Source organism: Arenibacter sp. F26102 (assembly GCF_023015865.1).
Lineage (GTDB): Bacteria > Bacteroidota > Bacteroidia > Flavobacteriales > Flavobacteriaceae > Arenibacter.
The window spans coordinates 188489-212889 of record NZ_JALKBC010000007.1 but is presented as its reverse complement, the minus strand read 5'-3'; the positions used below and the strand labels follow the sequence as shown (position 1 = coordinate 212889).

At 39.1% G+C, this 24401-nt stretch carries 24 protein-coding genes; 19 read left to right on the top strand and 5 right to left on the bottom strand.

Going from position 1 to position 24401, the window contains the following annotated elements; genetic code table 11:
- Positions 1-79 precede the first annotated feature (79 nt).
- Positions 80-1327: a hypothetical protein gene (locus MWU78_RS12295; RefSeq protein ID WP_246998117.1), complete on the bottom strand. Its 1248-nt coding sequence runs from the start codon at positions 1325-1327 to the stop codon at positions 80-82.
- Between the two features lie 154 nt (positions 1328-1481).
- Here MWU78_RS12295 and miaB point away from each other — a divergent pair, with 154 nt between their 5' ends.
- The 7 genes from miaB to groL all read left to right on the top strand — a co-directional run bounded on the left by miaB (position 1482) and on the right by groL (position 8211).
- The gene (gene miaB, locus MWU78_RS12290; RefSeq protein ID WP_246998115.1) at positions 1482-2927 is read left to right on the top strand and encodes a tRNA (N6-isopentenyl adenosine(37)-C2)-methylthiotransferase MiaB; all 1446 of its coding nucleotides are present in this window, start codon (positions 1482-1484) and stop codon (positions 2925-2927) included.
- Between the two features lie 3 nt (positions 2928-2930).
- Positions 2931-4199 carry a sigma-54 dependent transcriptional regulator gene (locus MWU78_RS12285; RefSeq protein ID WP_246998113.1) on the top strand — a complete coding sequence of 423 codons (1269 nt, stop codon included), beginning with the start codon at positions 2931-2933 and terminating at the stop codon, positions 4197-4199.
- A gap of 32 nt (positions 4200-4231) precedes the next feature.
- The gene (locus tag MWU78_RS12280) at positions 4232-4750 is read left to right on the top strand and encodes an LptE family protein (protein ID WP_246998111.1); all 519 of its coding nucleotides are present in this window, start codon (positions 4232-4234) and stop codon (positions 4748-4750) included.
- A gap of 3 nt (positions 4751-4753) precedes the next feature.
- On the top strand, positions 4754-5683 hold the full coding sequence (locus MWU78_RS12275; RefSeq protein WP_246998109.1) for a hypothetical protein: 930 nt from the start codon (positions 4754-4756) through the stop codon (positions 5681-5683).
- A gap of 3 nt (positions 5684-5686) precedes the next feature.
- Entirely contained in the window at positions 5687-6055 is a 369-nt protein-coding gene (gene secG, locus MWU78_RS12270; RefSeq protein ID WP_246998107.1) for a preprotein translocase subunit SecG, read from the top strand.
- Between the two features lie 144 nt (positions 6056-6199).
- Positions 6200-6478 carry a co-chaperone GroES gene (locus tag MWU78_RS12265; protein ID WP_072860635.1) on the top strand — a complete coding sequence of 93 codons (279 nt, stop codon included), beginning with the start codon at positions 6200-6202 and terminating at the stop codon, positions 6476-6478.
- Between the two features lie 104 nt (positions 6479-6582).
- Positions 6583-8211, top strand: coding sequence for a chaperonin GroEL (groL, locus tag MWU78_RS12260; protein WP_246998105.1), 1629 nt, complete (start codon positions 6583-6585; stop codon positions 8209-8211).
- Positions 8212-8314: 103 nt separating this feature from the next.
- On the opposite strand, the gene MWU78_RS12255 is transcribed toward groL, so the two are convergent.
- The 3 genes from MWU78_RS12255 to MWU78_RS12245 all read right to left on the bottom strand — a co-directional run bounded on the left by MWU78_RS12255 (position 8315) and on the right by MWU78_RS12245 (position 11464).
- Complete coding sequence (locus MWU78_RS12255) at positions 8315-8689, bottom strand: metal transporter (protein WP_348647084.1); 375 nt, start codon at positions 8687-8689, stop codon at positions 8315-8317.
- Positions 8690-8714: 25 nt separating this feature from the next.
- Entirely contained in the window at positions 8715-10880 is a 2166-nt protein-coding gene (locus MWU78_RS12250) for a TonB-dependent receptor (RefSeq protein WP_246998273.1), read from the bottom strand.
- 173 nt (positions 10881-11053) lie between these two features.
- A complete protein-coding gene (locus MWU78_RS12245; RefSeq protein ID WP_246998103.1) occupies positions 11054-11464 on the bottom strand; it encodes a hypothetical protein in 411 nt (136 codons plus the stop codon).
- 161 nt (positions 11465-11625) lie between these two features.
- Between MWU78_RS12245 and MWU78_RS12240 the strand changes: the two genes are divergently transcribed.
- From MWU78_RS12240 to rodA, 6 genes are all read left to right on the top strand, one after another.
- Positions 11626-12078, top strand: coding sequence for a GAF domain-containing protein (locus MWU78_RS12240; protein ID WP_246998101.1), 453 nt, complete (start codon positions 11626-11628; stop codon positions 12076-12078).
- 93 nt (positions 12079-12171) lie between these two features.
- A complete protein-coding gene (purH, locus tag MWU78_RS12235) occupies positions 12172-13704 on the top strand; it encodes a bifunctional phosphoribosylaminoimidazolecarboxamide formyltransferase/IMP cyclohydrolase (protein WP_246998099.1) in 1533 nt (510 codons plus the stop codon).
- 55 nt (positions 13705-13759) lie between these two features.
- Positions 13760-14788, top strand: a complete 1029-nt coding sequence (locus MWU78_RS12230) for a rod shape-determining protein (RefSeq protein ID WP_103439675.1) — start codon at positions 13760-13762, stop codon at positions 14786-14788.
- Between the two features lie 117 nt (positions 14789-14905).
- On the top strand, positions 14906-15727 hold the full coding sequence (gene mreC / locus MWU78_RS12225; RefSeq protein ID WP_246998097.1) for a rod shape-determining protein MreC: 822 nt from the start codon (positions 14906-14908) through the stop codon (positions 15725-15727).
- Between the two features lie 492 nt (positions 15728-16219).
- Positions 16220-18088 carry a penicillin-binding transpeptidase domain-containing protein gene (locus tag MWU78_RS12215; protein ID WP_246998093.1) on the top strand — a complete coding sequence of 623 codons (1869 nt, stop codon included), beginning with the start codon at positions 16220-16222 and terminating at the stop codon, positions 18086-18088.
- Entirely contained in the window at positions 18078-19361 is a 1284-nt protein-coding gene (gene rodA / locus MWU78_RS12210) for a rod shape-determining protein RodA (RefSeq protein ID WP_246998272.1), read from the top strand. Before MWU78_RS12215 ends, rodA begins: the two co-directional genes overlap by 11 nt.
- Here rodA and MWU78_RS12205 read toward each other — a convergent pair.
- Entirely contained in the window at positions 19358-20170 is an 813-nt protein-coding gene (locus tag MWU78_RS12205; protein WP_246998091.1) for a DNA/RNA non-specific endonuclease, read from the bottom strand. The two genes, rodA and MWU78_RS12205, sit on opposite strands and share 4 nt — an antisense overlap.
- A gap of 171 nt (positions 20171-20341) precedes the next feature.
- On the opposite strand from MWU78_RS12205, the gene msrB reads away from it, so the two are divergent.
- The 6 genes from msrB to MWU78_RS12175 all read left to right on the top strand — a co-directional run bounded on the left by msrB (position 20342) and on the right by MWU78_RS12175 (position 24373).
- Entirely contained in the window at positions 20342-20806 is a 465-nt protein-coding gene (gene msrB / locus MWU78_RS12200) for a peptide-methionine (R)-S-oxide reductase MsrB (protein WP_246998089.1), read from the top strand.
- The gene (msrA, locus tag MWU78_RS12195) at positions 20796-21347 is read left to right on the top strand and encodes a peptide-methionine (S)-S-oxide reductase MsrA (RefSeq protein ID WP_246998087.1); all 552 of its coding nucleotides are present in this window, start codon (positions 20796-20798) and stop codon (positions 21345-21347) included. Before msrB ends, msrA begins: the two co-directional genes overlap by 11 nt.
- Positions 21348-21479: 132 nt before the next feature.
- Positions 21480-21974 carry a redoxin domain-containing protein gene (locus MWU78_RS12190; RefSeq protein ID WP_246998085.1) on the top strand — a complete coding sequence of 165 codons (495 nt, stop codon included), beginning with the start codon at positions 21480-21482 and terminating at the stop codon, positions 21972-21974.
- Between the two features lie 237 nt (positions 21975-22211).
- Positions 22212-22508 carry a GNAT family N-acetyltransferase gene (locus MWU78_RS12185; protein ID WP_246998083.1) on the top strand — a complete coding sequence of 99 codons (297 nt, stop codon included), beginning with the start codon at positions 22212-22214 and terminating at the stop codon, positions 22506-22508.
- Between the two features lie 7 nt (positions 22509-22515).
- Complete coding sequence (locus MWU78_RS12180; protein ID WP_246998081.1) at positions 22516-24084, top strand: protein adenylyltransferase SelO; 1569 nt, start codon at positions 22516-22518, stop codon at positions 24082-24084.
- Positions 24085-24121: 37 nt separating this feature from the next.
- Positions 24122-24373, top strand: a complete 252-nt coding sequence (locus tag MWU78_RS12175; RefSeq protein WP_246998079.1) for a peptide methionine sulfoxide reductase — start codon at positions 24122-24124, stop codon at positions 24371-24373.
- Positions 24374-24401: the final 28 nt, after the last annotated feature.

Here is a 24401-nt window from a genome sequence, read left to right as displayed (position 1 = left end):
TTATTTAACGGATTTTCATTTGTACCACTACAAAAAAACACCCCTATTTCAAGGGGTGTTTTTAATTATTTCGCAGCTGTTAACCAAGCTTAAATGTGCTTATCAGCTTTATTTTATTTTCCAAATATTCATATTGATAAATGACTTCTTCCCCGATCATCAGCAAATTATCCTCCATGGGAATAACATCAAACGTATTAATATCTTTAAAATGATTCAGCTGTATCAAATTTTGAACATCGGTTTTATCATAGACCTTAAGTCCCGAAGTCCCGTCACAAACAAATAGTTTTTCGGCTTTTATCCCCAAGCCATAAGGGCCATCCATTGGATAGGTCTTGACCAATTCGGGATTTGTTATATCTGAAATGTCTACGATAAAGAGCCCACTTTCCGTGGCACCGCACATATTGCCTCCCCTTAAGGTTACATAGGCAAAATCACCATCAACCACTACAGGATCACAGGCTGTTCCGTGCTGAAATTCGGAAATCAAGGTAGGCGTGGCCGGAGATGAGATATCATAAATATACATTCCGCGCATGCTCCCTAAAAATAATTGATCACCTCTACTAAAGATTGTTTCAATATCAAAACCTGCGTACACATCCTCCAAATCCTTTGGATTCTCCATGTCTTGAATATTGAATACATTAATATTATGACTATCCACGGCATATAAATAGTCGTTTACTATTTTAAAGCGCGCCAAAGATCCGCCTTGGCCAGTAGGTACCGCATTTTGGGTGGCATTGGCCAGCATAACATCAAACTCACGTGAAAACTGAACTTCCACTTCTTCAATTAGCCTTCTTTCCTTTACTGTTTCCCATCCAATAACAATGTCGTTCTGATAGTCTATACCCTGCCATTCATAAATATCTACCTCAAAAGGAAAAACCACATTATCCCTTAGAACATCCTCCAAACGGTTTACCATTTTAACATTATTGATATCGGATATATCCAGAACGATCAAATCGGTAATACTATCGGCATATAAATAATCGCCCTTTACAGAGACATCAACGTTTCCTGGTATTTTAATAAAGGCTATTTTCTTAGGGGCTTTGGGATCGCTATTATCCACTACGTGAACCCCTCTATATTTGTCATTGACAAATATAAATTCCCCATAGACATAAATTTTTCCGGATTCATTCAAAGGAATGGGGGCTATGATATCTACATCCTTCTTAAATTCGGCTTTGCTCATGGTTAACGGCTTGGCCACCAAGTACTCGGCATATTTGCCATCATCCTCATCATTACAGGAAACAATCCCAAGCGTAGCCAGTACAAAAAAAAGTATTATTATGTTTCTCATAGTCATAAAGTTATTGGGATTACTCTGAAAAGATACCATTAGGCTTATAAAGTTGCGTGGATTTTTGAGAAATTTTTAACTGTCAATATGTCATATTTAGCCATATAATACTATCTTTGCAAACTCTTAATGATGACGATGAATGCATAATAAAATGGAGAAGACTATAGACGAATCTGTTCAAGGAACAGCCATAACCATTGCGGAAAAGAAAAATAGCACCAGAAAACTATATATAGAAAGTTATGGTTGTGCCATGAACTTTTCAGATAGTGAAATTGTTGCCTCTATACTGGCCAATGAAGGCTTTAGTACTACCCAGGATTTAGAGGATGCCGACTTGGTATTGGTAAATACCTGCTCTATTCGCGAAAAGGCGGAACTCACCATTCGCAAGCGATTGGAAAAGTTCAATGCCGTAAAAAGACACAGGCCGCATATGAAGGTAGGTGTTCTTGGCTGTATGGCAGAAAGGCTAAAAACCAAATTACTGGAGGAAGAAAAAATTGTGGATATGGTAGTAGGTCCGGATGCATATAAGGACTTGCCCAATCTTATTCAAGAGGTAGATGATGGCAGAAATGCAGTAAACGTAATTCTGTCCAAAGAGGAAACCTACGGGGATATTTCCCCAGTACGTCTCAATACCAATGGCGTTACCGCCTTTGTATCCATTACCCGTGGTTGTGATAATATGTGTACTTTTTGCGTAGTGCCCTTTACCCGGGGACGGGAACGCAGCCGAGACCCACAATCTATTTTAGAAGAAGTAAACGACCTTGCCAGTAAAGGATTTAAGGAAATTACACTATTGGGACAGAATGTGGACAGCTACCTTTGGTATGGCGGTGGGTTAAAAAAAGGGTTCGAAAAAGCGACGGAAATGCAAAAAGCCACAGCTGTTAATTTTTCCAATCTATTGGAATTGGTAGCTTTGGCGCAACCAAAATTGCGTATCCGATTTTCTACTTCCAATCCACAGGATATGACGCTGGATGTAGTTAGAATTGTAGCAAAATATCAAAACATCTGTAATTACATTCATTTGCCCGTGCAAAGCGGCAGCAATAGGATTTTAAAGGAAATGAACAGATTACACACCAGGGAAGAATATCTGGAACTGGTTAAAAATATTAAGGAAATAATTCCGGATTGCACCATATCCCAGGACATGATCACCGGCTTTCCGTCCGAAACGGAAGAAGACCATCAGGATACGCTGTCCTTAATGCAGGAGATACAATATGATTATGGGTATATGTACGCCTATTCCGAAAGGCCTGGCACTGCTGCGGCCAGAAATATGGCAGACGACGTGCCCCAAGAGGTAAAAAACCGAAGATTAACGGAGATCATTGCACTGCAAAGGGAACACAGTCATATCAGGAGCAAACAACAACTTGGAAAAACTGTAGAGGTCTTGATAGAGGGATCTTCCAAAAAATCCGACTTGGATTGGATGGGCAGGAACTCCCAAAGTTTTGTTGTGATATTTCCTAAGGAAAACTATAAAAAGGGCGATTTTGTAAAGGTCGAAATTACAGACTGCACATCGGGCACATTAATAGGAAGACCTGTGGGATATTCCAATAACAATTAGAAGATGGAATCGATTCAATCAATTAAACAGCGCTTTGAAATAATTGGCAACGATGTAAAACTTAATCGTGCCATTGAAAAAGCCATCCAAGTGGCACCGACGGATATCTCCGTATTGGTAACCGGTGAAAGCGGTGTTGGAAAGGAAGCTATTCCAAAAATAATTCACTCCCTTTCGCATAGAAAACATGCCAAATATATAGCAGTCAACTGCGGGGCCATTCCCGAAGGCACCATAGACAGCGAACTTTTTGGACATGAAAAAGGTGCCTTTACTGGAGCTACGGGCACTAGAAGCGGTTATTTTGAGGTAGCCGATGGTGGGACCATTTTTTTGGATGAAGTCGGAGAACTGCCATTGACCACCCAAGTACGCCTTTTAAGGGTGTTGGAGAATGGTGAATTTTTAAAAGTAGGCTCCTCCCAAGTACAAAAAACAGACGTAAGAATAGTGGCTGCCACCAATATCCACATGTTCGAAGCCATTAAAAAAGAGAAATTTAGGGAAGATCTATATTATCGTCTAAGTACTGTTGAAATTAACATTCCCCCCTTACGCGAGCGCAAGGAAGACATACACTTATTATTTAGGAAATTTGCGTCAGATTTTGGTCAGAAATATAAAATGCCCACTATCCGCCTGGATGATGATGCGGTACAATTGTTATTAAAATACAGGTGGCCTGGAAACATTAGACAGTTAAGGAATATTGCGGAGCAGGTTTCTGTCCTGGAGGAAAGCAGACTTATTAGCCTAGCTACTTTAAATGGCTACCTACCCAATTCAAGCAACACCAATTTACCGGCCGTTATTGGAAAAGATAAAAAAGAGGGTGATTTTAGCACAGAAAGGGAAATATTGTACAAAGTGCTTTTTGATATGAAAGGCGACTTGAACGATTTAAAAAAATTAACACTGGAGTTGCTTAAACACAACGACAGCGAGAAAGTTCAGGAGGAAAACGAAAATCTTATCCGAAAAATCTATGGTGATGATGAGGAGGACTATACGGAGCAAGAGGAAAACACAAATAAAATTTTACAGCTTCCCGAGCCATATACAGAAAAACCAATAGTTAAAACTCCCCAAGTAGATAAGTATGATTTTGCAGAGGAGATAGAAGAGGAAGAAACCCTATCTTTACAGGATAAGGAAATAGAGCTCATAAAAAAATCCTTGGAACGAAATAAGGGCAAAAGAAAAGCAGCCTCGGCAGAATTGGGCATCTCGGAACGCACCCTTTACCGTAAAATAAAACAGTACGACCTTTAACAGTAGGCAGTAAAAAATACAAAAAGAAATTAATGACCAAGAATAAACATATTATTTTAATGCTTGTATTGGTGGCAAGCATTTCTGGATGCGGTATCTACAACTTTACCGGGGGTGACGTAGGAACTGCAAAAACCTTTCAGGTAAATTATTTTCAGAATTACGCCTCCCAAAATCCGGGGTCTACTTTTGAACCTGGAATGGATAGGGATTTTACCTTGTCACTTCAGGATTTAATTTTAAACCAGACTAGCCTGGACCTTGTTAAATCCAATGGGGATTTGCTGTACGAAGGTGAAATTGTGGAATATCGGATTTCCCCTATGTCTGCCACCTCCCAGCAAACAGCTGCACAAAACAGGCTGAGTATAGGGGTAAATGTAAGGTTCTTTAACAATACCAAGGAAGACGTCGACTTTGAACAACGGTTTTCCTTCTTTTACGACTATCCTGCCAATTCGCAATTGGCTAGTGTTAAGGACGAAGCACATCAAATAATTTTTGAACGTATAACCCAAGATATTTTTAATAAATCATTGGCAGATTGGTAATTTATGAACGTACAGGAATTTACATATTTATTGCAGAACCCTGACAAAGTGGTTTCCCCTGTGCAGACCAATCAACTGGAAGATGTACTGGCCGAGTACCCTTATTTCCAGGCCGCCAGGGCCATGCACCTAAAAGGCCTTAAAAACCTCAACAGTTTTAAATACAACAATGCCCTTAAGCTAACCGCAGCCTATACGGCAGACAGGGATATTCTTTTCGATTTTATTACCTCTAAAGATTTTCTACAAAATACCATCGCCGATTCTATTTTGGGCAAAGCCACTACCTTAAATGATACTCCAACCATTTCTGAGGAGATAGTTTCGGATTTTAAAGAAGAAAGCGCACTGATCGAAGAATCGGAAGACGAACCCTTGCCCAGGACAGTAAAGGACGCAGACAATATTCTGGATCCCTCCCTTTTTTCCTCCAAAGACCCAGAAATTGACAAATCTATTTCCGACGATAAAAAAAAAGCTGAAGAGGCACTGGAAATCGGGAAACCATTGAATTTTACCAAAAAAGAGAAGTATTCATTTGGGGAATGGCTCCAGTTAACCTCTAAAGAGACACAAAAACCGAAGTCGGAATCCGACACTGCAAAGAAGATAGCACATACTAAGCAGCCTAAATCGAACCCTAAAGAAGACAGGCTGAAAAAGAAAAAATTTGATCAAATCGACAAATTTATTGAAACAAACCCCAAAATTGTACCTAAGCCAAATTCGACCAAAGTACTTATCAAGGACTCACTTACCTTTGATAAAAATGAATTAATGACCGCTACTTTGGCCAAAGTATATTTGGAACAAAAGAAGTATAAAAAGGCCATTCAGGCTTACAAAATTTTAAGTTTGAAATATCCAGAAAAAAGTAGTTTCTTTGCAGACCGAATTAAAGCGGTAGAAAAGATACAACAAGAAAATAATTAAATAATGAATACAACGTTTACAATATTCTTGGTACTTATCATCCTAGTTTGCATCCTATTGATGCTTGTTATTATGGTACAAAACCCTAAAGGTGGTGGATTGTCTTCTTCTTTCGGTGGAGGCGGAACCCAAATTGTTGGAGGGGTAAAAAAAACTGGAGACTTTTTGGATAAAAGTACTTGGACATTGGCAACTATATTGGTTGTTTTAATTTTACTTTCCAATGTAGCAATAAAGGGCAGTTTCAGTGATTCCGATTCAAAATTACTTAATGGGGATCCTATTGAAACCACAGCACCCGATGCCTTACCGGAAACACCTATCTCTGCACCTGCCACTAACGGTACAAATAATACCGACAGTGCTCAATAAGTAAGAGAAAACACATTTAAAATATTAAAAATGCCAGCTTACGTGACAAGCTGGCATTTTTGTTTTAACAAAGTGTCAGTTTTAAGGCAATGGCATAATTTCTGCCTACAATAATCAAACTTAAAAACATAAAATCTAAATAATATGGCTAAAGTTAGCATTAAACCATTAGCGGATAGAGTTCTAATAGAACCTATGGCTGCCGAAACAAAGACTGCATCAGGTCTTTACATCCCAGATACCGCAAAAGAAAAACCACAAAAAGGCAAAGTAGTTGCCGTTGGTCCTGGTACCAAAGATGAAAAAGTAACCGTTAAAGTTGGAGACACGGTATTATACGGTAAGTATGCCGGCACCGAGTTAAAACTTGAAGGCACAGAATATCTTATGATGCGCGAAAGCGACATTTTAGCAATTATATAACATTGCTCTTATTCCCTAAAATTTGGGGATATTCCAAACAACAAACTAAAGAGTATAACTAATTTCATTCCGTTTATATTTGGAATGATAAATGAAATTAAATTATGGCAAAAGATATAAAATTTGATATCGATGCAAGAGATGGCCTCAAAAGAGGTGTCGATGCATTGGCAAACGCAGTAAAAGTAACCTTGGGACCCAAGGGTAGAAACGTAATCATCAGCAAATCATTTGGTGCTCCGACCATTACCAAAGATGGGGTTACCGTGGCCAAAGAAATTGAATTGGCAGATGCTCTTGAGAATATGGGTGCCCAAATGGTAAAGGAAGTTGCTTCCAAAACCAATGATTTGGCAGGTGATGGTACTACTACTGCCACTGTTCTTGCTCAAGCTATCGTAAAAGAAGGCTTAAAGAACGTAGCTGCTGGCGCTAATCCAATGGACCTTAAAAGAGGTATAGACAAAGCCGTACAAGCTATTGTTGAGGATTTGGCCAAGCAAACCAAAAAAGTAGGTGACTCTTCAGAAAAAATCAAACAAGTTGCCGCTATTTCATCGAACAATGACGAGACTATTGGTGACCTAATTGCTCAAGCTTTTGGAAAAGTTGGCAAAGAAGGTGTTATCACTGTTGAGGAAGCCAAAGGAACAGATACTTACGTTGATGTTGTTGAAGGTATGCAATTTGACAGGGGTTATCTTTCTCCATACTTCGTTACCGATTCAGAAAAAATGACTGCCGATTTAGAGAATCCTTACATATTATTATATGATAAGAAGATTTCTTCTATGAAGGATTTGTTACCTGTATTGGAGCCAGTAGCACAGTCGGGAAAACCTCTTTTGATCATTGCAGAAGATGTTGACGGTGAAGCTTTAGCTACATTGGTAGTAAATAAATTGAGAGGTTCTTTAAAAATTGCCGCTGTAAAAGCACCAGGATTCGGTGACAGAAGAAAGGCAATGTTGGAAGATATCGCTATCCTTACAGGTGGTACCGTAATAGCTGAAGAAAGAGGCTTCACTATGGAAAATGCTACATTGGATATGCTTGGTACTTGTGAAAAAATCACTATTGACAAGGATAACACAACAATCGTAAACGGTGCAGGTGTTCCAAAAACTATCAAGTCCAGGGTAAACCAAATAAAATCTCAAATCGAATCAACCACTTCTGATTACGACAAAGAGAAATTACAGGAACGTTTGGCTAAATTAGCCGGTGGTGTTGCCGTTCTTTATGTTGGCGCTGCTTCCGAAGTAGAAATGAAAGAGAAAAAGGATAGGGTTGATGATGCCCTTCACGCCACAAGAGCAGCTGTTGAAGAAGGTATTGTTGCCGGTGGAGGTGTTGCTTTGGTAAGAGCCAAATCTGTTCTAGGCAAAATTAAGACTGAAAATGCTGACGAAGAAACTGGTGTGCAAATTGTTGCCAGAGCTATAGAATCTCCATTGAGAACCATCGTTGAAAATGCTGGTGGAGAAGGATCTGTAGTAGTTGCAAAAGTTTTGGAAGGCAAAGGAGATTTTGGTTATGATGCCAAATCAGAAACCTATGTTGAAATGATCAAAGCAGGTATCATTGATCCTAAGAAAGTAACTAGAATTGCATTGGAAAATGCTGCCTCTGTTGCCGGTATGATCTTGACTACCGAATGTGCTTTGACAGACATTAAGGAAGACGCTCCTGCAGGCCCACCAATGGGTGGTGGTATGCCAGGGATGATGTAAGACTTACAATTTACAAGGATAAAAAAACCGCATTTGGAATACCAAATGCGGTTTTTTGTTTTAAGTATTGAACGAAAGAAAGAACAACCAGATCGTTCAACGTTTACTCATGATGTTGTCCATCATCCGAATTATCCTCACGATATTTGCAACAAGGATGTACACTTTCATAAGCCTCCTCAGTAGCCTTTAATTCCTTGGTATCATGACCTACCCCCACAATAGCGGTCTTTATTGCCATCGAATTTGTTTTTCGCTCATCAATAATAACCGATAATTGGTGCGTTGGAATATCCCATAAAGCATATTTAACACCTTTTACCCCTAAGGCGGCCTCCTCTATCCTTTCTTTGCACATAACACATTTTCCATTGACCTCGAAACTCATTTTCTTATTTTTCTCCTGACCATAGCCAGCAAGGGTCAATATTCCAAATACGGCTCCCACTAATAATTTTTTCATTGCTATACTTTTCATGTTGAATATTTAATATTTAATAAAGTTATAATTTACACCTGAATCCTGCATAAAACATCCTGCCCATTACGGGACCATATATCATGGTCGTGTCAAAATTAGTACCAAATGGATTGTCTGCGGCCACTACTGGGTTGACTTGAGTGAAATTGGTTAAATTTTCCCCTCCCACATAAATTTCCAAATTACCATTAAACACTTTGGTCAGCTGTGCATTCATTAAACTATAGCTAGGCGAATAATCCCCTAACTGATACTCCTCGGGATTACTGCTCGTATTGGGCAAGCGTTGTTTACCCAAGGCATGAAGCGTATAATCCATGCGCCAGTGAGACCCATTGGCTTTAGCAACCGTGTTATACCCAAGATTGGCAAAAAATCGATGCTGGGCCTGTAGTGGCTTTTGAAGGGAACCACTGTTGTAATCGGTCTCAACATCATAAAATTTGTAGGCCGTCCTTAGTTCCACGTTCTTTATAATATTATGATTTACCTCGAATTGGAAACTATGGGCCATGCTCTTGCCTTCCAAATTATAAAACGAAACCTCCTGAGGATTTTCCCAATCCACCACAACTTGATTCTTAAAATCGGTCACGTAGTAATCTACCGTAATGTTACCTGCCCTGCCCAACAAATGAAATCCCTGTAAGTAACTAACTCCATAATTCCAAGCAACCTCAGGATCCAATCCATAGATATTCCCATTGATCCCCTGCAGTCTTATCTGTCTGGATGAGGCAAATAATTGTTGATTCTCGGCAAAGATATTGGCAGCCCTTTTACCACGGCCTACAGATGCCCTGAAACTACTTCTTTCCCATGGCATATAACGCACATGTATTCTGGGAGTGACAAAGGTCCCCAAATTATTGTGGTTGTCCACCCTAATACCTGCCGTAAGACTCCATTCCTTTAGATTGTCATAACTATACTCAAAAAATGCCCCTATAGACCTATCCACTCTGGAATAATCCAAGGTATTAACCAGTTCCCCATAACCATCGTAGGCAAAAGTGAAGCCCGTTTTGAATTTGCTCTTGGTATCCCCGATTATCGAATTGAACAACAGGTTGGAATAAATACTTTCGTGATCAATATTATATTGCTTAAGACCAAAATAGGAATCCTGTTTGTGCAGACTATAGGAAGTCTGAAAACCAAAACTCTGAAAAGGGAGTTCCGGAAATACGTAGCCTAATTTTAAAGAAGTATCAAACCGCTGTGTATTTATTTCACTTCCCCACGAATTTGTAGTGAATTTATCGTTTTCAGGATCAAAATTGGTCTCACCTACTTGTTTTTCATCATTTAAGAAACGAAGATTTATAAAACTCACCCAACCTTTACTAGGATCTTGGTATTGCCATCTGTTCAAAATATTTATTTGATTTCCAACGGGAGCTTCCAAAAAACCATCATCATTGTCATCCTCCATGGTATCCCTCCTGTTGGCATGCAGATAGAGTCCTGTACTCCATTTATTGGTCAATTTCTTGTTCAGATGGGTATTTAATTCCAACCTACCGTTCATATTGGCATAACCATTAACAAACAGGGCATTACCCGTTAATGGTTTCACCAATTCCGTATTAATTTGACCTGAGATACTTTCGTAACCGTTTACTACACTCCCCGCCCCTTTGGTAATCTGTATACTTTCTACCCAAGTGCCAGGTGTAAAGGTAAGCCCGTAGGCCTGTGAAGCACCCCGGACCATAGGAATGTTTTCTTGGGTTATCATTAAATAAGGACTGGTAAGGCCCAACATCTGAATTTGTTTGGTTCCGGTAAGGGCATCGGAATAATTAACATCAATGGCCGGGTTGGTCTCAAAGCTTTCGGAGAGATTGCAACAGGCTGCCTTTAATAATTCGGCACTGTTTATTGTGACCACATTTTGGGGACTAAAAAACGATTTCTGCACGGATTCCCGCTTTTTCCGGACCACCACCTCATTCAACTCATTGGATGGCCTTAACCAGTGATGAATCATTTTAGGAGCATTGACCAATAAGGTGTCCGACTCAAATCCCACATAGCTTATCACCAGCCGATCAAACTCCTTTTTAAAAGGAATAACAAAGCTACCATCCTCTTTGGTGATGGTGCCGGTTTGGGAATTTAACCAATATACATTGGCACCTGCCAACCCTAGATGCTTATTTTCTGGGTTGGCCTCCATAACCATACCTTCGATATTATTTTGGGAAATAGCCGAAAATGGAATCCACAATAGAATACTTATTATAAAATTCTTCACTTGATATTTTTAATATTAGTTCATTATTAAACGCACAAACACATTCGTCCTTTTCCATAATCAATTACTGGAAAAGCGACAATACTACGAACTAAATAAAATCAAATAAGAAAAACCTGGTCTAGGATAGTGATATCCTTTACCAAAATGGGCGGTGGGTAATGGGAATGCGGGACAAGTGGCTGCGCCTTGGGCTGAAACTGGCTTATATAGTAAGCCGCATAGGCTACTAAGAAAAATTGGTGGCCAAAATCAATGTCATGGTAGGATATTTTTAAATCATCCTGCCCAGGGATAGTAATAACCTCATGGTCACAACAAGGGTTACCCTCTTTATCGAAGATAGCATTTACCAACCCCAAATCCATACCACAGGTGTCCGCCTCATGAAAGAAAGCTATATCGACCAACGAACCAAAGCAATAGTGTTTCTCTATCGTCCAAGAAACGGTAGAGACCAGCATAAAAAATGCCATCACCATAGCTAGTATTTTTCGGATCATTGGTTTCATGAATGCAAAAATAATCAAAAGTTGGAAATCTATATTTTACATAATAAGATATTAACTTAAAAGTAAGGATAAAATTGTCTAAAATAAAACAGCAACAAAAGTTTGAACCCGTTATAGAGAGCAGATTTGGAAATAACCCTACTTTTGCAAAAAATAATTTTATGCTTACAACATTAAGGCCAAAGGTTTCAGCAATTATAGGTCATGATAAAAAAAGTAATACCGAAAAAATGCAAGCCATTTGCGAATTACTAAAAGAGAATGTTCCCTATTATAATTGGGTAGGCTTCTATTTTAAGAATGGTGATAAAGACGAGTTAAAATTAGGACCATACGCCGGCGCCCCTACAGACCACACCATAATTCCTTTTGGAAAAGGCATTTGCGGACAGGTTGCCGTTTCCAATCAAAACTTTGTAGTACCGGATGTACAGGCCCAGGATAATTATATAGCTTGCAGCATAACCGTTAAAGCGGAAATTGTAGTCCCACTTTTTCTAAATGGTGAAAATATTGGACAAATAGACATAGATTCCAACACTCCAGACCCATTTTCAGAAGAGGATGAACGATTTTTGGAATACGTGAACCGGGAAGTAGCAAAAATTCTTTAAAACTTTAGGGCGATTGTTAATAAACGTACTGATTTTTAAGTACAAAAAAATTACATTTGTGTCCTTATAATCCATAACAACAATCACAACAAAATGAGTACCACTAAAAAAGCTTCATCAGCCTTAATATCTGTATTTCATAAAGATGGCTTAGAGCCATTGGTAAAAAAGTTTAATGAATTGGGAATTACCATCTATTCTACCGGTGGTACCGAAGTATTCATTAAGGATTTAGGAATTGATGTAGTGCCAGTAGAGGACGTCACCAGCTACCCGTCTATTTTGGGCGGCAGGGTTAAAACATTGCACCCTAAGGTATTTGGTGGAATTTTGAACCGTCAGGACAACAAAAATGATCAGGACCAATTGAAGGAATTTGAAATCCCCCAGTTGGATATTGTAATAGTAGACCTATATCCCTTTGAGAAAACAGTTGCAAGTGGTGCTTCTGAACAAGATATTATTGAAAAAATAGATATTGGTGGTATTTCCTTGATACGTGCAGCCGCCAAAAATTACAAGGATACACTTTGTGTTTCTTCCATGAACGACTACGACGAAGTCTTGGAAATGATAACCAAAGGTAATGGAAGTACTACTTTGGAAGACCGCAGACGTTTTGCTACAAAATCTTTCAACGTTTCATCACATTATGATTCAGCGATTTTTAATTATTTCAACAAGAATCATCAGGAGGCGTCATTTAAATTAAGCGAAACCAATGGGCAAGTGCTGCGTTATGGAGAAAACCCCCATCAAAAAGGGTTTTTCTTTGGCGATTTTGACGCTATGTTCAACAAGCTACATGGCAAGGAACTTTCCTATAACAATTTGTTGGATGTAGATGCTGCCGTGAATCTTATTCAAGAATTTAAGAATGACGAACCTACGTTCGCTATATTAAAACACAACAATGCTTGTGGTCTTGCAACCAGACCAACAATTCACCAGGCATATGTAGATGCCCTGGCCGGTGATCCCGTATCCGCATTTGGAGGAGTCTTGATCAGCAACGTAGAAATAGACAAATCTACTGCAGAAGAAATACACAAGCTCTTTTGCGAAGTAGTTATTGCTCCTAGCTACACTCCTGTAGCCCTTGATATTTTAAAAGGAAAGAAAAATAGAATTATCCTGGTTCAAAATGAGGTAGACCTTCCAAAAATGACCGTTAGGTCATGCTTAAACGGGGTTTTAGTGCAGGAGAAGGATCAAAAGACCGATCAAATTTCAGACCTTAGTAATGCCACCACTAAAAAGCCGACGGACAGGGAATTAGAAGATTTAATATTTGCCTCCAAACTTTGCAAACACACAAAAAGTAATACCATTGTATTGGCAAAAAACAAACAATTATGTGCTAGTGGCACTGGGCAAACTTCTCGTGTTGATGCGCTAAACCAAGCCATACACAAGGCTCAGTCCTTTAATTTTGACCTTAAGGGTGCAGTATTGGCCAGCGACGCCTTTTTTCCTTTTCCTGATTGTGTGGAAATTGCGCATAAAAGCGGCGTAACCAGCGTTATACAACCCGGTGGTTCTATTAAGGACCAACTTAGTATCGACTATTGTAATGAAAATGGAATTGCAATGGTAATGACTGGCACACGTCATTTTAAACATTAATTTTATTACATTTAACGATCAAATTGACTTTTAAACCGAAATATAACAACATAAAATGGGATTCTTTGATTTCTTAACCGAGGAGATTGCAATAGACTTAGGTACTGCCAACACCCTCATCATTCACAACGACAAAGTGGTGGTAGACAGTCCATCTATTGTAGCCAGGGACAGAATAAGTGGTAAAATCATTGCCGTAGGCAAGGAAGCCAATATGATGCAAGGTAAGACCCATGAAAATATTAAAACCATACGCCCTCTTAAAGATGGTGTAATTGCAGATTTTGATGCCTCTGAAAAAATGCTTATGATGTTTATCAAGAACATTCCTGCATTAAAGAAAAAATGGTTTCCACCAGCACTTAGACTGGTCATTTGTATTCCGTCCGGTATTACGGAAGTGGAAATGAGAGCAGTTAAGGAGTCGGCAGAACGTGTTAACGGAAAAGAGGTTTATCTTATTCACGAACCAATGGCCGCAGCCATTGGTATTGGCTTGGATATAATGCAGCCCAAAGGAAATATGATCGTTGATATAGGAGGTGGTACTACAGAAATTGCGGTAATTGCCTTGGGTGGGATCGTCTGCGATAAATCGGTTAAGATTGCAGGGGATGTATTTACCAATGATATCATCTATTACATGCGTACGCAACACAACCTATATGTTGGGGAGAGCACTGCTGAGAACATAAAAATTACTATTGGTTCTGCTACAGAAGATTTACAGACACCTCCGGACGAAATGTCGGTTCAAGGTAGAGACCTTTTAACCGGAAAACCAAAACAAGTATCAATTTCCTACAGAGAAATAGCCAAGGCTCTTGACAAATCCATTCTAAGGGTAGAAGATGCCGTTATGGAAACATTATCACAAACACCTCCCGAACTGGCAGCAGATATCTATAACACAGGTATATATCTTGCCGGTGGTGGTTCTATGCTAAGGGGACTGGACAGACGTTTATCCCAAAAAACAGATCTACCCGTATATATCGCGGAAGATCCATTAAGAGCAGTTGTAAGGGGTACCGGTATTGCTTTAAAAAACTTGGAGCGATACAAGAGTATTTTAATTAAATAGTTTATTTAATACATTGCACTTAGAACTACCTGTTAACAAGGCAACCAATTAGCAAATAGGCAATAAATCCTTATTTGGCAATTGATCAATTTAGGAATTACAAAACAATTTAAGTGAATGCAGCAGATTATCAACTTTATATTAAGATATAAAAATTTCTTGCTATATCTTTTCTTGTTGACTATATCCTTTGCGCTCACCGTACATTCCCATTCCTACCACCGTTCCAAATATTTTAATTCCTCCAACTGGTTAACGGGCAATATCTACAAAACCACAAGTAGTATAACCACCTATTTCGGATTAAACGAGGAAAATAAAAAATTGGTGGAAGAGAATAAGCGTTTACACACCCTTCTTTTTAATCTAAAAAAGGAAGATTCCATGCAATTGGATACTGCCAATATTAATTACAAGGTCATTGCCTCCCAAGTAATAAAAAACAGTTACGGACTGCCCCGCAATTATATTACGATCAACAAAGGAAGCATAAATGGAATCAAACCCGATATGGGGGTAATTACCTCCAATGGCATCCTCGGAATAGTTGAAAATACCTCCAAAAATTTTGCTACGGTACAGAGCATCCTGAACACTAAATCCAGGATCAACGCCAAAATCAAAAACACCAATCATTATGGTTCATTGGTTTGGGACACAAAAGATTTCAATACTGTACAACTAGTGGATATTGAAAGGTTGGTACCGCTAAAAATTGGGGACACCATAGTTACTGGCGCAAGTTCCAGCATCTTTCCTGAAAACATTCCGATAGGCATTATCAAGAAATTTGATTTAAACAACTCACAAAGCTCCTATAGCATAGATATTAAGCTATTTAACAATATGGCCGCTATAAAAAGCATTTACGTATTGGACAATGTGCAACGGGAAGAAATAATAGAATTAGAAGCCAAGACCAATAATGATTCGCAATAGCTACTTTATTAATGTAATTAGATTTGTACTATTAATTTTGGTGCAGGTATTAGTCTTTAATAAGCTTAATTTTTTTGGATATATCAACCCAATGGTGTATATTCTATTCCTATACTGGTATCCCATTAAGGAAAAAAGGCAACTGTTTCTTCTCTTGAGTTTTTTACTTGGCTTTACAGTTGATTTATTTTCCGATACCGTTGCCATACACGCCGCTGCCACCGTCACTATTGCTTATTTAAGGCCAACCATTATGCGCTTTTGTTTTGGGGTGAATTATGAATTTCAAAACTTTAAACTAACCAACACCACTAGAGCACAACAAATTGCATTTTTAACGTTATTAATAATAATACACCATTTAGTTTTCTTCACTTTAGAAATTTTCAGTTTTGCAAATACACTGTTAATTTTGAAGAAAGTTTTATCTATCAGTACAGCTACTTTAATATTGTGCTTACTGTTAAGTTCACTTTTTAGTGTTAAAAAAGAATGAGAAAAATCTTATTATCCTCCATTATATTGCTGGTTGGAATAACTTTTATCGGTAGATTGTCTTATCTCCAGATCTTTAGTTTTTCCCCTAACCAAGTATTGGAAGATCCCGCCATAAAGGCAGTTTACGACTATCCGGAAAGAGGCTATATATATGACAGAAACGGAGAACTTTTAGTAGCCAACCAGCCGGCCTATGATGTTATGGTTATCCCTAGGGAAGTAAAACCTTTGGACACCCTCGATTTTTGCAACCTTCTTGGAATTGACAAAGAAAGGTTCGTATCCCAACTAAAGAAAGCTCGGGTTTATTCCCCAAGACTCCCCTCAGTTTTAGTACCTCAACTTTCCAAAGAAGATTATGGTCGACTTCAAGAAAAAATGAGAAGATTCGAGGGGTTCTATATTCAAAAAAGATCCTTACGATATTACGATACCAATAGCGGTGCCAATGTATTGGGATACATTAGCGAGGTCAACGAATGGGACTTGGAAAGAAATCCGTCCTATGCCGCCGGGGAATTAAAAGGAACCACCGGTATTGAAAAGGAATACGAAACTATTCTAAGGGGACGCAAAGGCGTAAAATACATTCAGAAAGACCGATTTAATAGGGACATTGGCCCCTATAAGAACAGCACATTGGATACACTGCCCGAGCAGGGAAAACAAATAACCGTCACAATAGATAAAATACTTCAGGAATACGGTGAAAAATTGATGACCGGGAAACACGGAGGAGTTGTAGCCCTTGAGCCTGCAACCGGTGAAATATTGGCGTTAATTTCCGGTCCAACCTATGACCCCGCCCTTTTGGTGGGCCGGGAGCGATCAAGAAACTATAGTAAATTACACTATGACACTATTACGAAACCAACTTTTGACCGTTCCATATTGGCATCACAATCCCCAGGATCGCCATTTAAGACCCTAAATGCCCTCGTTGCGCTTCAAGAAGGAGCCATTACACCGGAAACCTCTATTCATTGCTACAACGGGTTCTATGTGGGTAAAAGGAAAAGAGGCTGCCATTGCGGAGGAGGAAGCAGAAATTTAAATTCTGGCATATATCTATCCTGTAATGCCTATTTTGCGGGAGCTTTTCGCAAAATCTATGACCAATTCCCAACCTCAGCCGAGGCAATGGATGTCTGGGAAAAGCATATGAAAAGCTTTGGCTTGGGAACATTTCTGGGTTACGACTTGCCTACTGGAAGACCCGGAAGAATTCCAAACAAGGAATATTATAACCGAATATACGGGGAAAAACGATGGTCTTCCTCTACCATTATTTCCAATTCCATAGGTCAGGGAGAAGTAGAAGTTACCCCTATCCAATTGGCCAACATGACGGCAGCAATTGCCAATAGAGGACATTATTTTACACCGCATGTACTCAAAAAAATTGGGGCTGAAGATATTAGTATTCCAGAATTTACCGAAGCCAAACATACCACTATTGATAAAAAATATTTTGAACCGGTGGTTCAGGGAATGGCCGAGGTATACAGGAAAGGTACAGCAGCACGGCTTCAAATAGAGGGCATTGAAATTGCAGGTAAAACAGGAACCGTTGAAAACTTTACAAGAATCGATGGGGTACGTACCCAACTCACGGATAACTCCGTTTTTGTTGCCTTTGCACCCGTGGACAATCCAAAGATCGCCATTGCTGTATATATAGAAAATGGATACTTTGGGTCCCGTTTTGCCGGACATATCGCTTCCTTAATGATTGAAAAATACCTAAAAGGTGAAATTACCCGTGTTGACTTGGAGAAAAGAATGTTGGAAAAAACTTTGGAGAAGGAATATGCAAAGCCCTATAGTGGACAACCCTTTAAAATAAATGAGCGTGTCTGGTAAAAGTGTCCTTAAACGCTTAGACTGGTTTAGCGTTCTTATATACATTTCTTTAGTATTTATAGGTTGGATAAATATTTATTCAAGCACCTTCACAGAGGACAACCCTTCCATATTCAATTTCGCCTCATTACATGGAAAGCAATTGTTTTTTATAGGAACTAGTGCCGTCGCAATTATTATTATTCTGGCCCTAGAAGCCAATTTTTATGAACGATTTTCAAGCCTGTTTTACATTATATCCCTTGCACTGCTCTTAGGTCTCTTTGTCTTTGGCAAAACTATTGCCGGGGCTACCTCTTGGTACGACCTTGGTTTTTTCAACCTGCAACCTTCTGAATTCGCAAAAGTTGCAACCGCCCTGGCATTGGCTAAATATTTAAGTGATATACAGACAGACATTAAGCGCCAGAAAGACCAAATGGTCTCAATATTGATAATTTTGATTCCGGCTTTCTTGATCATTCCACAGCCCGATCCAGGAAGTGCCCTGGTCTTCTTCGCCTTGATTTTTGTAATATTTAGGGAAGGTCTCCCGCTTTATTATCTGAGTATAGGAGTAATGGTAATCCTTATATTTATTCTAACATTAATGTTCGGTACTATCTGGGTAGCCATAATCCTGGGACTCCTATTAGCTTTGTTCCTATTATTAAAAAAGCCATCATTCAAAGTACCCATTATCCCGGTTACCCTTATTTACGTAGCTATCGTTCTATTCTCCCTATCGGTTAATTTTGTTTTTAATTCGGTTTTTGAACAACGCCATAGAGACCGATTCGGTCTTTGGCTTAGATTGGAAAAGGACCCCAAGAAAATGGACGAAATCCGAAAAACCATAGGATACAATACTTATCAATCTGAAAAAGCTATAGAATCAGGAGGCTTTTTTGGGAAAGGATTTTTGGAGGGAACAAGAACCAAGGGCGACTTTGTTCCCGAACAACATACAGATTACATATTTAGCACCGTAGGTGAAGAATGGGGGTTTATTGGTACGGCAACCGTTGTTATCCTATTCACCTTATTGCTTTTGAGGTTGGTTCATTTGGCGGAGCGACAGAAAAATGCCTTCAGTCGTATGTATGGCTATGGTGTCATCTCCATTTTATTTATACATTATTTTATAAACATAGGTATGGTCACCGGTGTCCTGCCAACCATAGGTATACCCCTACCCTTCTTTAGTTATGGAGGTTCCGGTTTACTATTTTTCACAGCCTTATTGTTCATTTTTCTAAAATTGGATGCGAATAGATTAAATGAATTGACCTAAAATTTCCACCCGCCAGTACTTATGTTGGCTTCCAGAAAATCTTCTAGATCATCAGGCAAATTAGGGAAGAAATCGATTCCCGTTATTTTTTCCAGTTCATCTACCGAAACTATAAATTGATCCAATTTCCCAATATCTTCCCTGTGCGGGAATAGAAATGCTATAATCTTGAGATCCCTGCCATTACCTTTGGCAATAATTTTATAGTAAAATTTTGGGACTGCCACGTCCTCTTCACCTATGCTGGGCAATCCTTTTTCCAATACACCAGCGGTAACGACAAACAGTGGTCCATCCTTTTTGGCCCAATACCGCAGCTGCTGCTCTAGCCGATTCCAGATTCCTGCATTAAAATCCCTGTCCTGGGGGCTAATATTACTCGTATAAAAGGTTTCATTGTATGCGTTTTCAGAGAATCTACGATCACCCGCAGGACACAGATGGCCCCTATCGTAACCAGATCCCTTATAGTTTCTCCAGTCAGCAGACTTGGTACTAACCTTGGGGTCTTCCAAAAAATATGGCCTTTTTCTATCATCCTTGGTCAAATGGGATTTATCCAATATATAAGCCACCCACTCCGCCTGCTCATAGGCTTCATTATAGGATAAGGCAAAATGGGCATGTTGCACTATTTCACCAGTAGTGGAACTAGGCCTCAGAAGTTCAGGGATTTCCGTCCTACTTCCTTCCCCGTCGGGCAGTGTATATGGAGCAGGAGTGTAAAAATTCTCAAATACCCAAAATAGGACTACACAAACAAGCAACAGAGTTGTATAAATGACCCTATTTTTGTTATATTTATTCATAATGTAAATATAATTTAAAGTTACGAATTGGGATTCGTCGCACTTGTAAGTTTAGAGGTTTTGGAGCGACAAAATAAGGGTACAAAAATCAAATTATACCACTAATTCCAACATCACAATTAGATTGAATACCGACTACTATTTGAACCATAAAAAGAAAGGAAAATATATATGTTGACTTGGAAAGATATCATCAACTTCAGTGTAAAGGGGAATCCACGACCAGACACAAGAGTTGAGAAAACAGAGGAGGAATGGAGACAACTACTAACTCCTGAACAATTTAGAATTGCCAGAAATAAAGGAACGGAAGCTCCGCACAGTGGAGCACTTTGTAGCACCCATGATGCCGGTAAGTACAGCTGTATATGCTGTGACACCCCATTGTTCGATTCCACCATTAAATTTAATTCCGGAAGCGGTTGGCCCAGTTTTACCCAGCCAATTAAAGACAATGCCATTAAATACCATAAGGACACTTCCTATGGTATGGTCAGGGTAGAAGTAATGTGCAATACCTGCGATGCCCATTTGGGGCATGTATTCCCGGACGGGCCAGAGCCCAGTGGACTGCGCTATTGTATTAATTCAGAATCCATGAAAATAATTAAAGAAAGGGTAACCGATGAAAAATAAAAAATTAGAAACCGCCACCATTGGTGGTGGATGCTTTTGGTGTGTGGAAGCCATTTTTCAGGAAATAAATGGTGTGGAAAAAGTAATTTCTGGCTATACTGGAGGAAATGCACCGGGTAAACCAACTTATAGGGAAGTGTGTTCTGGACTCACCGGTCATGCGGAAGTAGTTCAAGTAACTTTTGATGCCAATGTTATTTCGTACGAAAACCTCCTGGTCGTTTTCATGACCAGCCACGACCCAACCACATTAAACCGACAGGGCGGCGATGCCGGCACACAGTATCGTTCGGTTATTTATTATCACGATGATGCCCAAAAGGAAAAGGCAGGCTTAGTAATAAAGGAAGTGGCACCCTACTTCGACAAACCAATTGTAACAGAAATTAGTCCGTTGGGAACATTTTACGAAGCTGAAGAATATCACCAAGATTACTATAGGAATAATAAGTCGCAGGGATACTGTAGTGCTGTTATTACACCGAAGTTGAGCAAGCTCCGAAAAATGCATGCCGATAAACTGAAAAAAGTAAAAGTGTAATTGCGCTCCAAAATAAACGAAAGTAATTGTCAAGAATTAAACAGAGTTTGTAAATACATCCCTCCAGCCAAAGAATTTGAATTAAACAGAACTGGAATGGACATTATTAATTGAATGATAGCACTTTATTAATTGAATGATAGCACTTTGGATGACCAAAATGTTTTTAAGGCTCGTGAATTTGGGGTAGAACAATGGATAGATGCCAATGGAAATATCTCCAAGGCTATTAAATTGTCCGATTTTGAGGGAAAATTCAAAGTGGTTTATTGTTTTCAAAGTTGGTGCCAAGGTTGCCATAGTAGAGGATTTCCCACGCTTAAGGAAATGGTTACTGCCTTAGAAGGCAACCAAAATATTGTTTTTTTAAGCATTCAGACCGTTTTTGAAGGATATGATACCAACACATATGACAAGATACTGGAAACCCAAAATCAATACGATTTAAAAATACCCTTTGGCCATGATCCCGGTGATGAAAGTTCCAACAATATATCTAAGATCATGATAAATTACAGAACGGGTGGAACACCATGGTTTATATTTATAGATCAAAACGATAATGTGGTTTTTGCCGACTTTCACCTAAATGTACAAAATGCCATTAATTTTTTAAATACCATTTAAAGTAACGGACAAGCCTTTACCAAACTCCCATTATAGTGTAAAAGGATTCGCTAAGACTCAGTTCTATCAAGATTGTTTATAATTACATAATTTCTCATTCACCAACTTGAACGTGAAAAACAATTCTTGCCCTGACCAATAATTGCGTATTTTGTATGAATTAGGTAAACTCAATTTTACCACTCTAACCTTTTGATTAAAAACCCGAAAAATTCCACCAAAAAAAACACTAAATAAATGGATAACAATTTAATAACTGGTAATTTAAAGTTACAGCACGATAAGGAGAATAAGAGATTTACCATGGCTATAAATGATGAAACGGCTGTGGTAACCTATAAGCTAGTTGATGGGCAGATGTATTTGACCTATTCTGAAGTACCCTTTAAGCTAAGGGGAAAAGGGTATGGCAAGGAACTTGTGGAAGGTACCTTTGAGCAATTGACTAGTGAAGGATACAAGGCGGTGGCCGTATGTTCGTATATAAAGGCCGTTGCCAGAAGAAGTAAAAAATGGAACTCTATAATAGATTAGGAATCGTATGAATTTGAATATTAAGGACACTTTTAATACAGAACTCCCAGCAGACCCAATTTTGGAAAACACAAGAAGGCAGGTCATGCAGGCATGTTACTCTTTTGTAACTCCAAAATTAACTGCTAAACCTAGCATGATTCACACTTCAAGTGAATTGGCACTAGACCTGGGGTTAACTGAGGACGACCTAAGGTCCGAGGAGTTCCAAAATATTTTTACAGGAAACGCCGTTTTAAAAGACACGCAACCCTATGCCATGTGCTATGGCGGCCACCAATTTGGCAATTGGGCCGGACAGCTGGGAGATGGCAGAGCCATAAATCTATTTGAAGTTAACCACAACAATAAACAATGGGCGCTACAGCTAAAAGGGGCAGGGGAAACACCTTATTCCAGAACGGCCGATGGCTTGGCCGTATTGCGGTCTTCCATTAGGGAATATTTGTGCAGTGAGGCTATGTACCACCTAGGAGTACCCACTACAAGAGCCCTTTCCTTGGCGTTAACAGGCGACCAGGTACTTCGAGACATACTTTATAATGGTAACCCCGCTTACGAAAAGGGGGCGGTAGTATGCAGAGTGGCACCATCTTTTTTACGCTTTGGAAATTTCGAAATTTTTTCTGCAAGGCAGGATAAAAAAACTTTAAAAGATCTCACAGATTATACTATTCGGCATTTCTTTCCCCATTTGAATGAAGGTTCAAAGGAATCCTATATCCAGTTTTTTAAGGAAGTGGCAAACAGTACACTGGATATGATCATCCACTGGCAACGTGTTGGCTTTGTACATGGGGTTATGAACACGGACAATATGTCTATTCTTGGACTTACCATAGACTATGGACCTTACGGATGGCTGGAAGGCTATGATGAAGGTTGGACCCCTAATACAACAGACAGACAGTATAAGCGCTATAGATATGGCAATCAAATAAATATTGGCCTTTGGAACTTATATCAATTGGCCAACTCCCTATTTCCTTTGATAGAAGATGCGGCACCCCTTGAAGGAATCTTAAAGGATTACAGGGAAAATTACCAAACAAAATACCTGTCGATGATGAAATCCAAAATAGGACTTTTTGATACCGACAAAAATGATGGCGAACTCTTGGGTAGACTGGAAGAAAACTTACAATTGACAGAAACCGATATGACCATCTTTTTTCGAAGCTTGAATAAAATTGAAAAAGAGAGCCCTATTGATGATCACTTTTTAAACCCGGTGAAGGATGCCTTCTATGTTTTTGAAGAAGTTGAGGGCGACATTCTTGAAAAATGGAAAACATGGTTTACCGATTACCAAATAAGATTGCAAAAAGAAAGCCTAACAGACGAACGTAGAGGTGAAAAAATGAATATGGTGAATCCCAAATATGTCCTGAGAAACTATATGGCACAATTGGCCATAGATGATGCGGACAAAGGGAATTATACCTTAATCAATGAATTTTTTCAACTTTTGAAGCATCCATACAATGAACAAATAAAGGCTGAAAAATGGTTTGCCAAGCGTCCGGATTGGGCTAGGAACAAAGTAGGATGTTCCATGCTCTCCTGCAGTTCGTAAGCGTGTATCCTTATCACAAACAAAGCGACTTGCTTCCATGTTATCAGAAAGAATAAAAGCCATCCCCTTAGGTTACTCGTGCGTACTTTTTCAAAACAAAAAATACGGAGTAACGCGGTCCAATTTCAATAAGGGCAAAAGTATTAAAGTATATGCCGAGGAGTTGGGTGGTAACGATTTTATCAGTTTTAACTTTTATATTACAGATAAGACGGAGCAGTTAAAACCATGTGAAATGCCCCATGCCAAGGTAATCAACTTCATAAACAATTTCCATTTATTGGAATAGGCATCAGGCCATTTAAAGACAAAAAAAA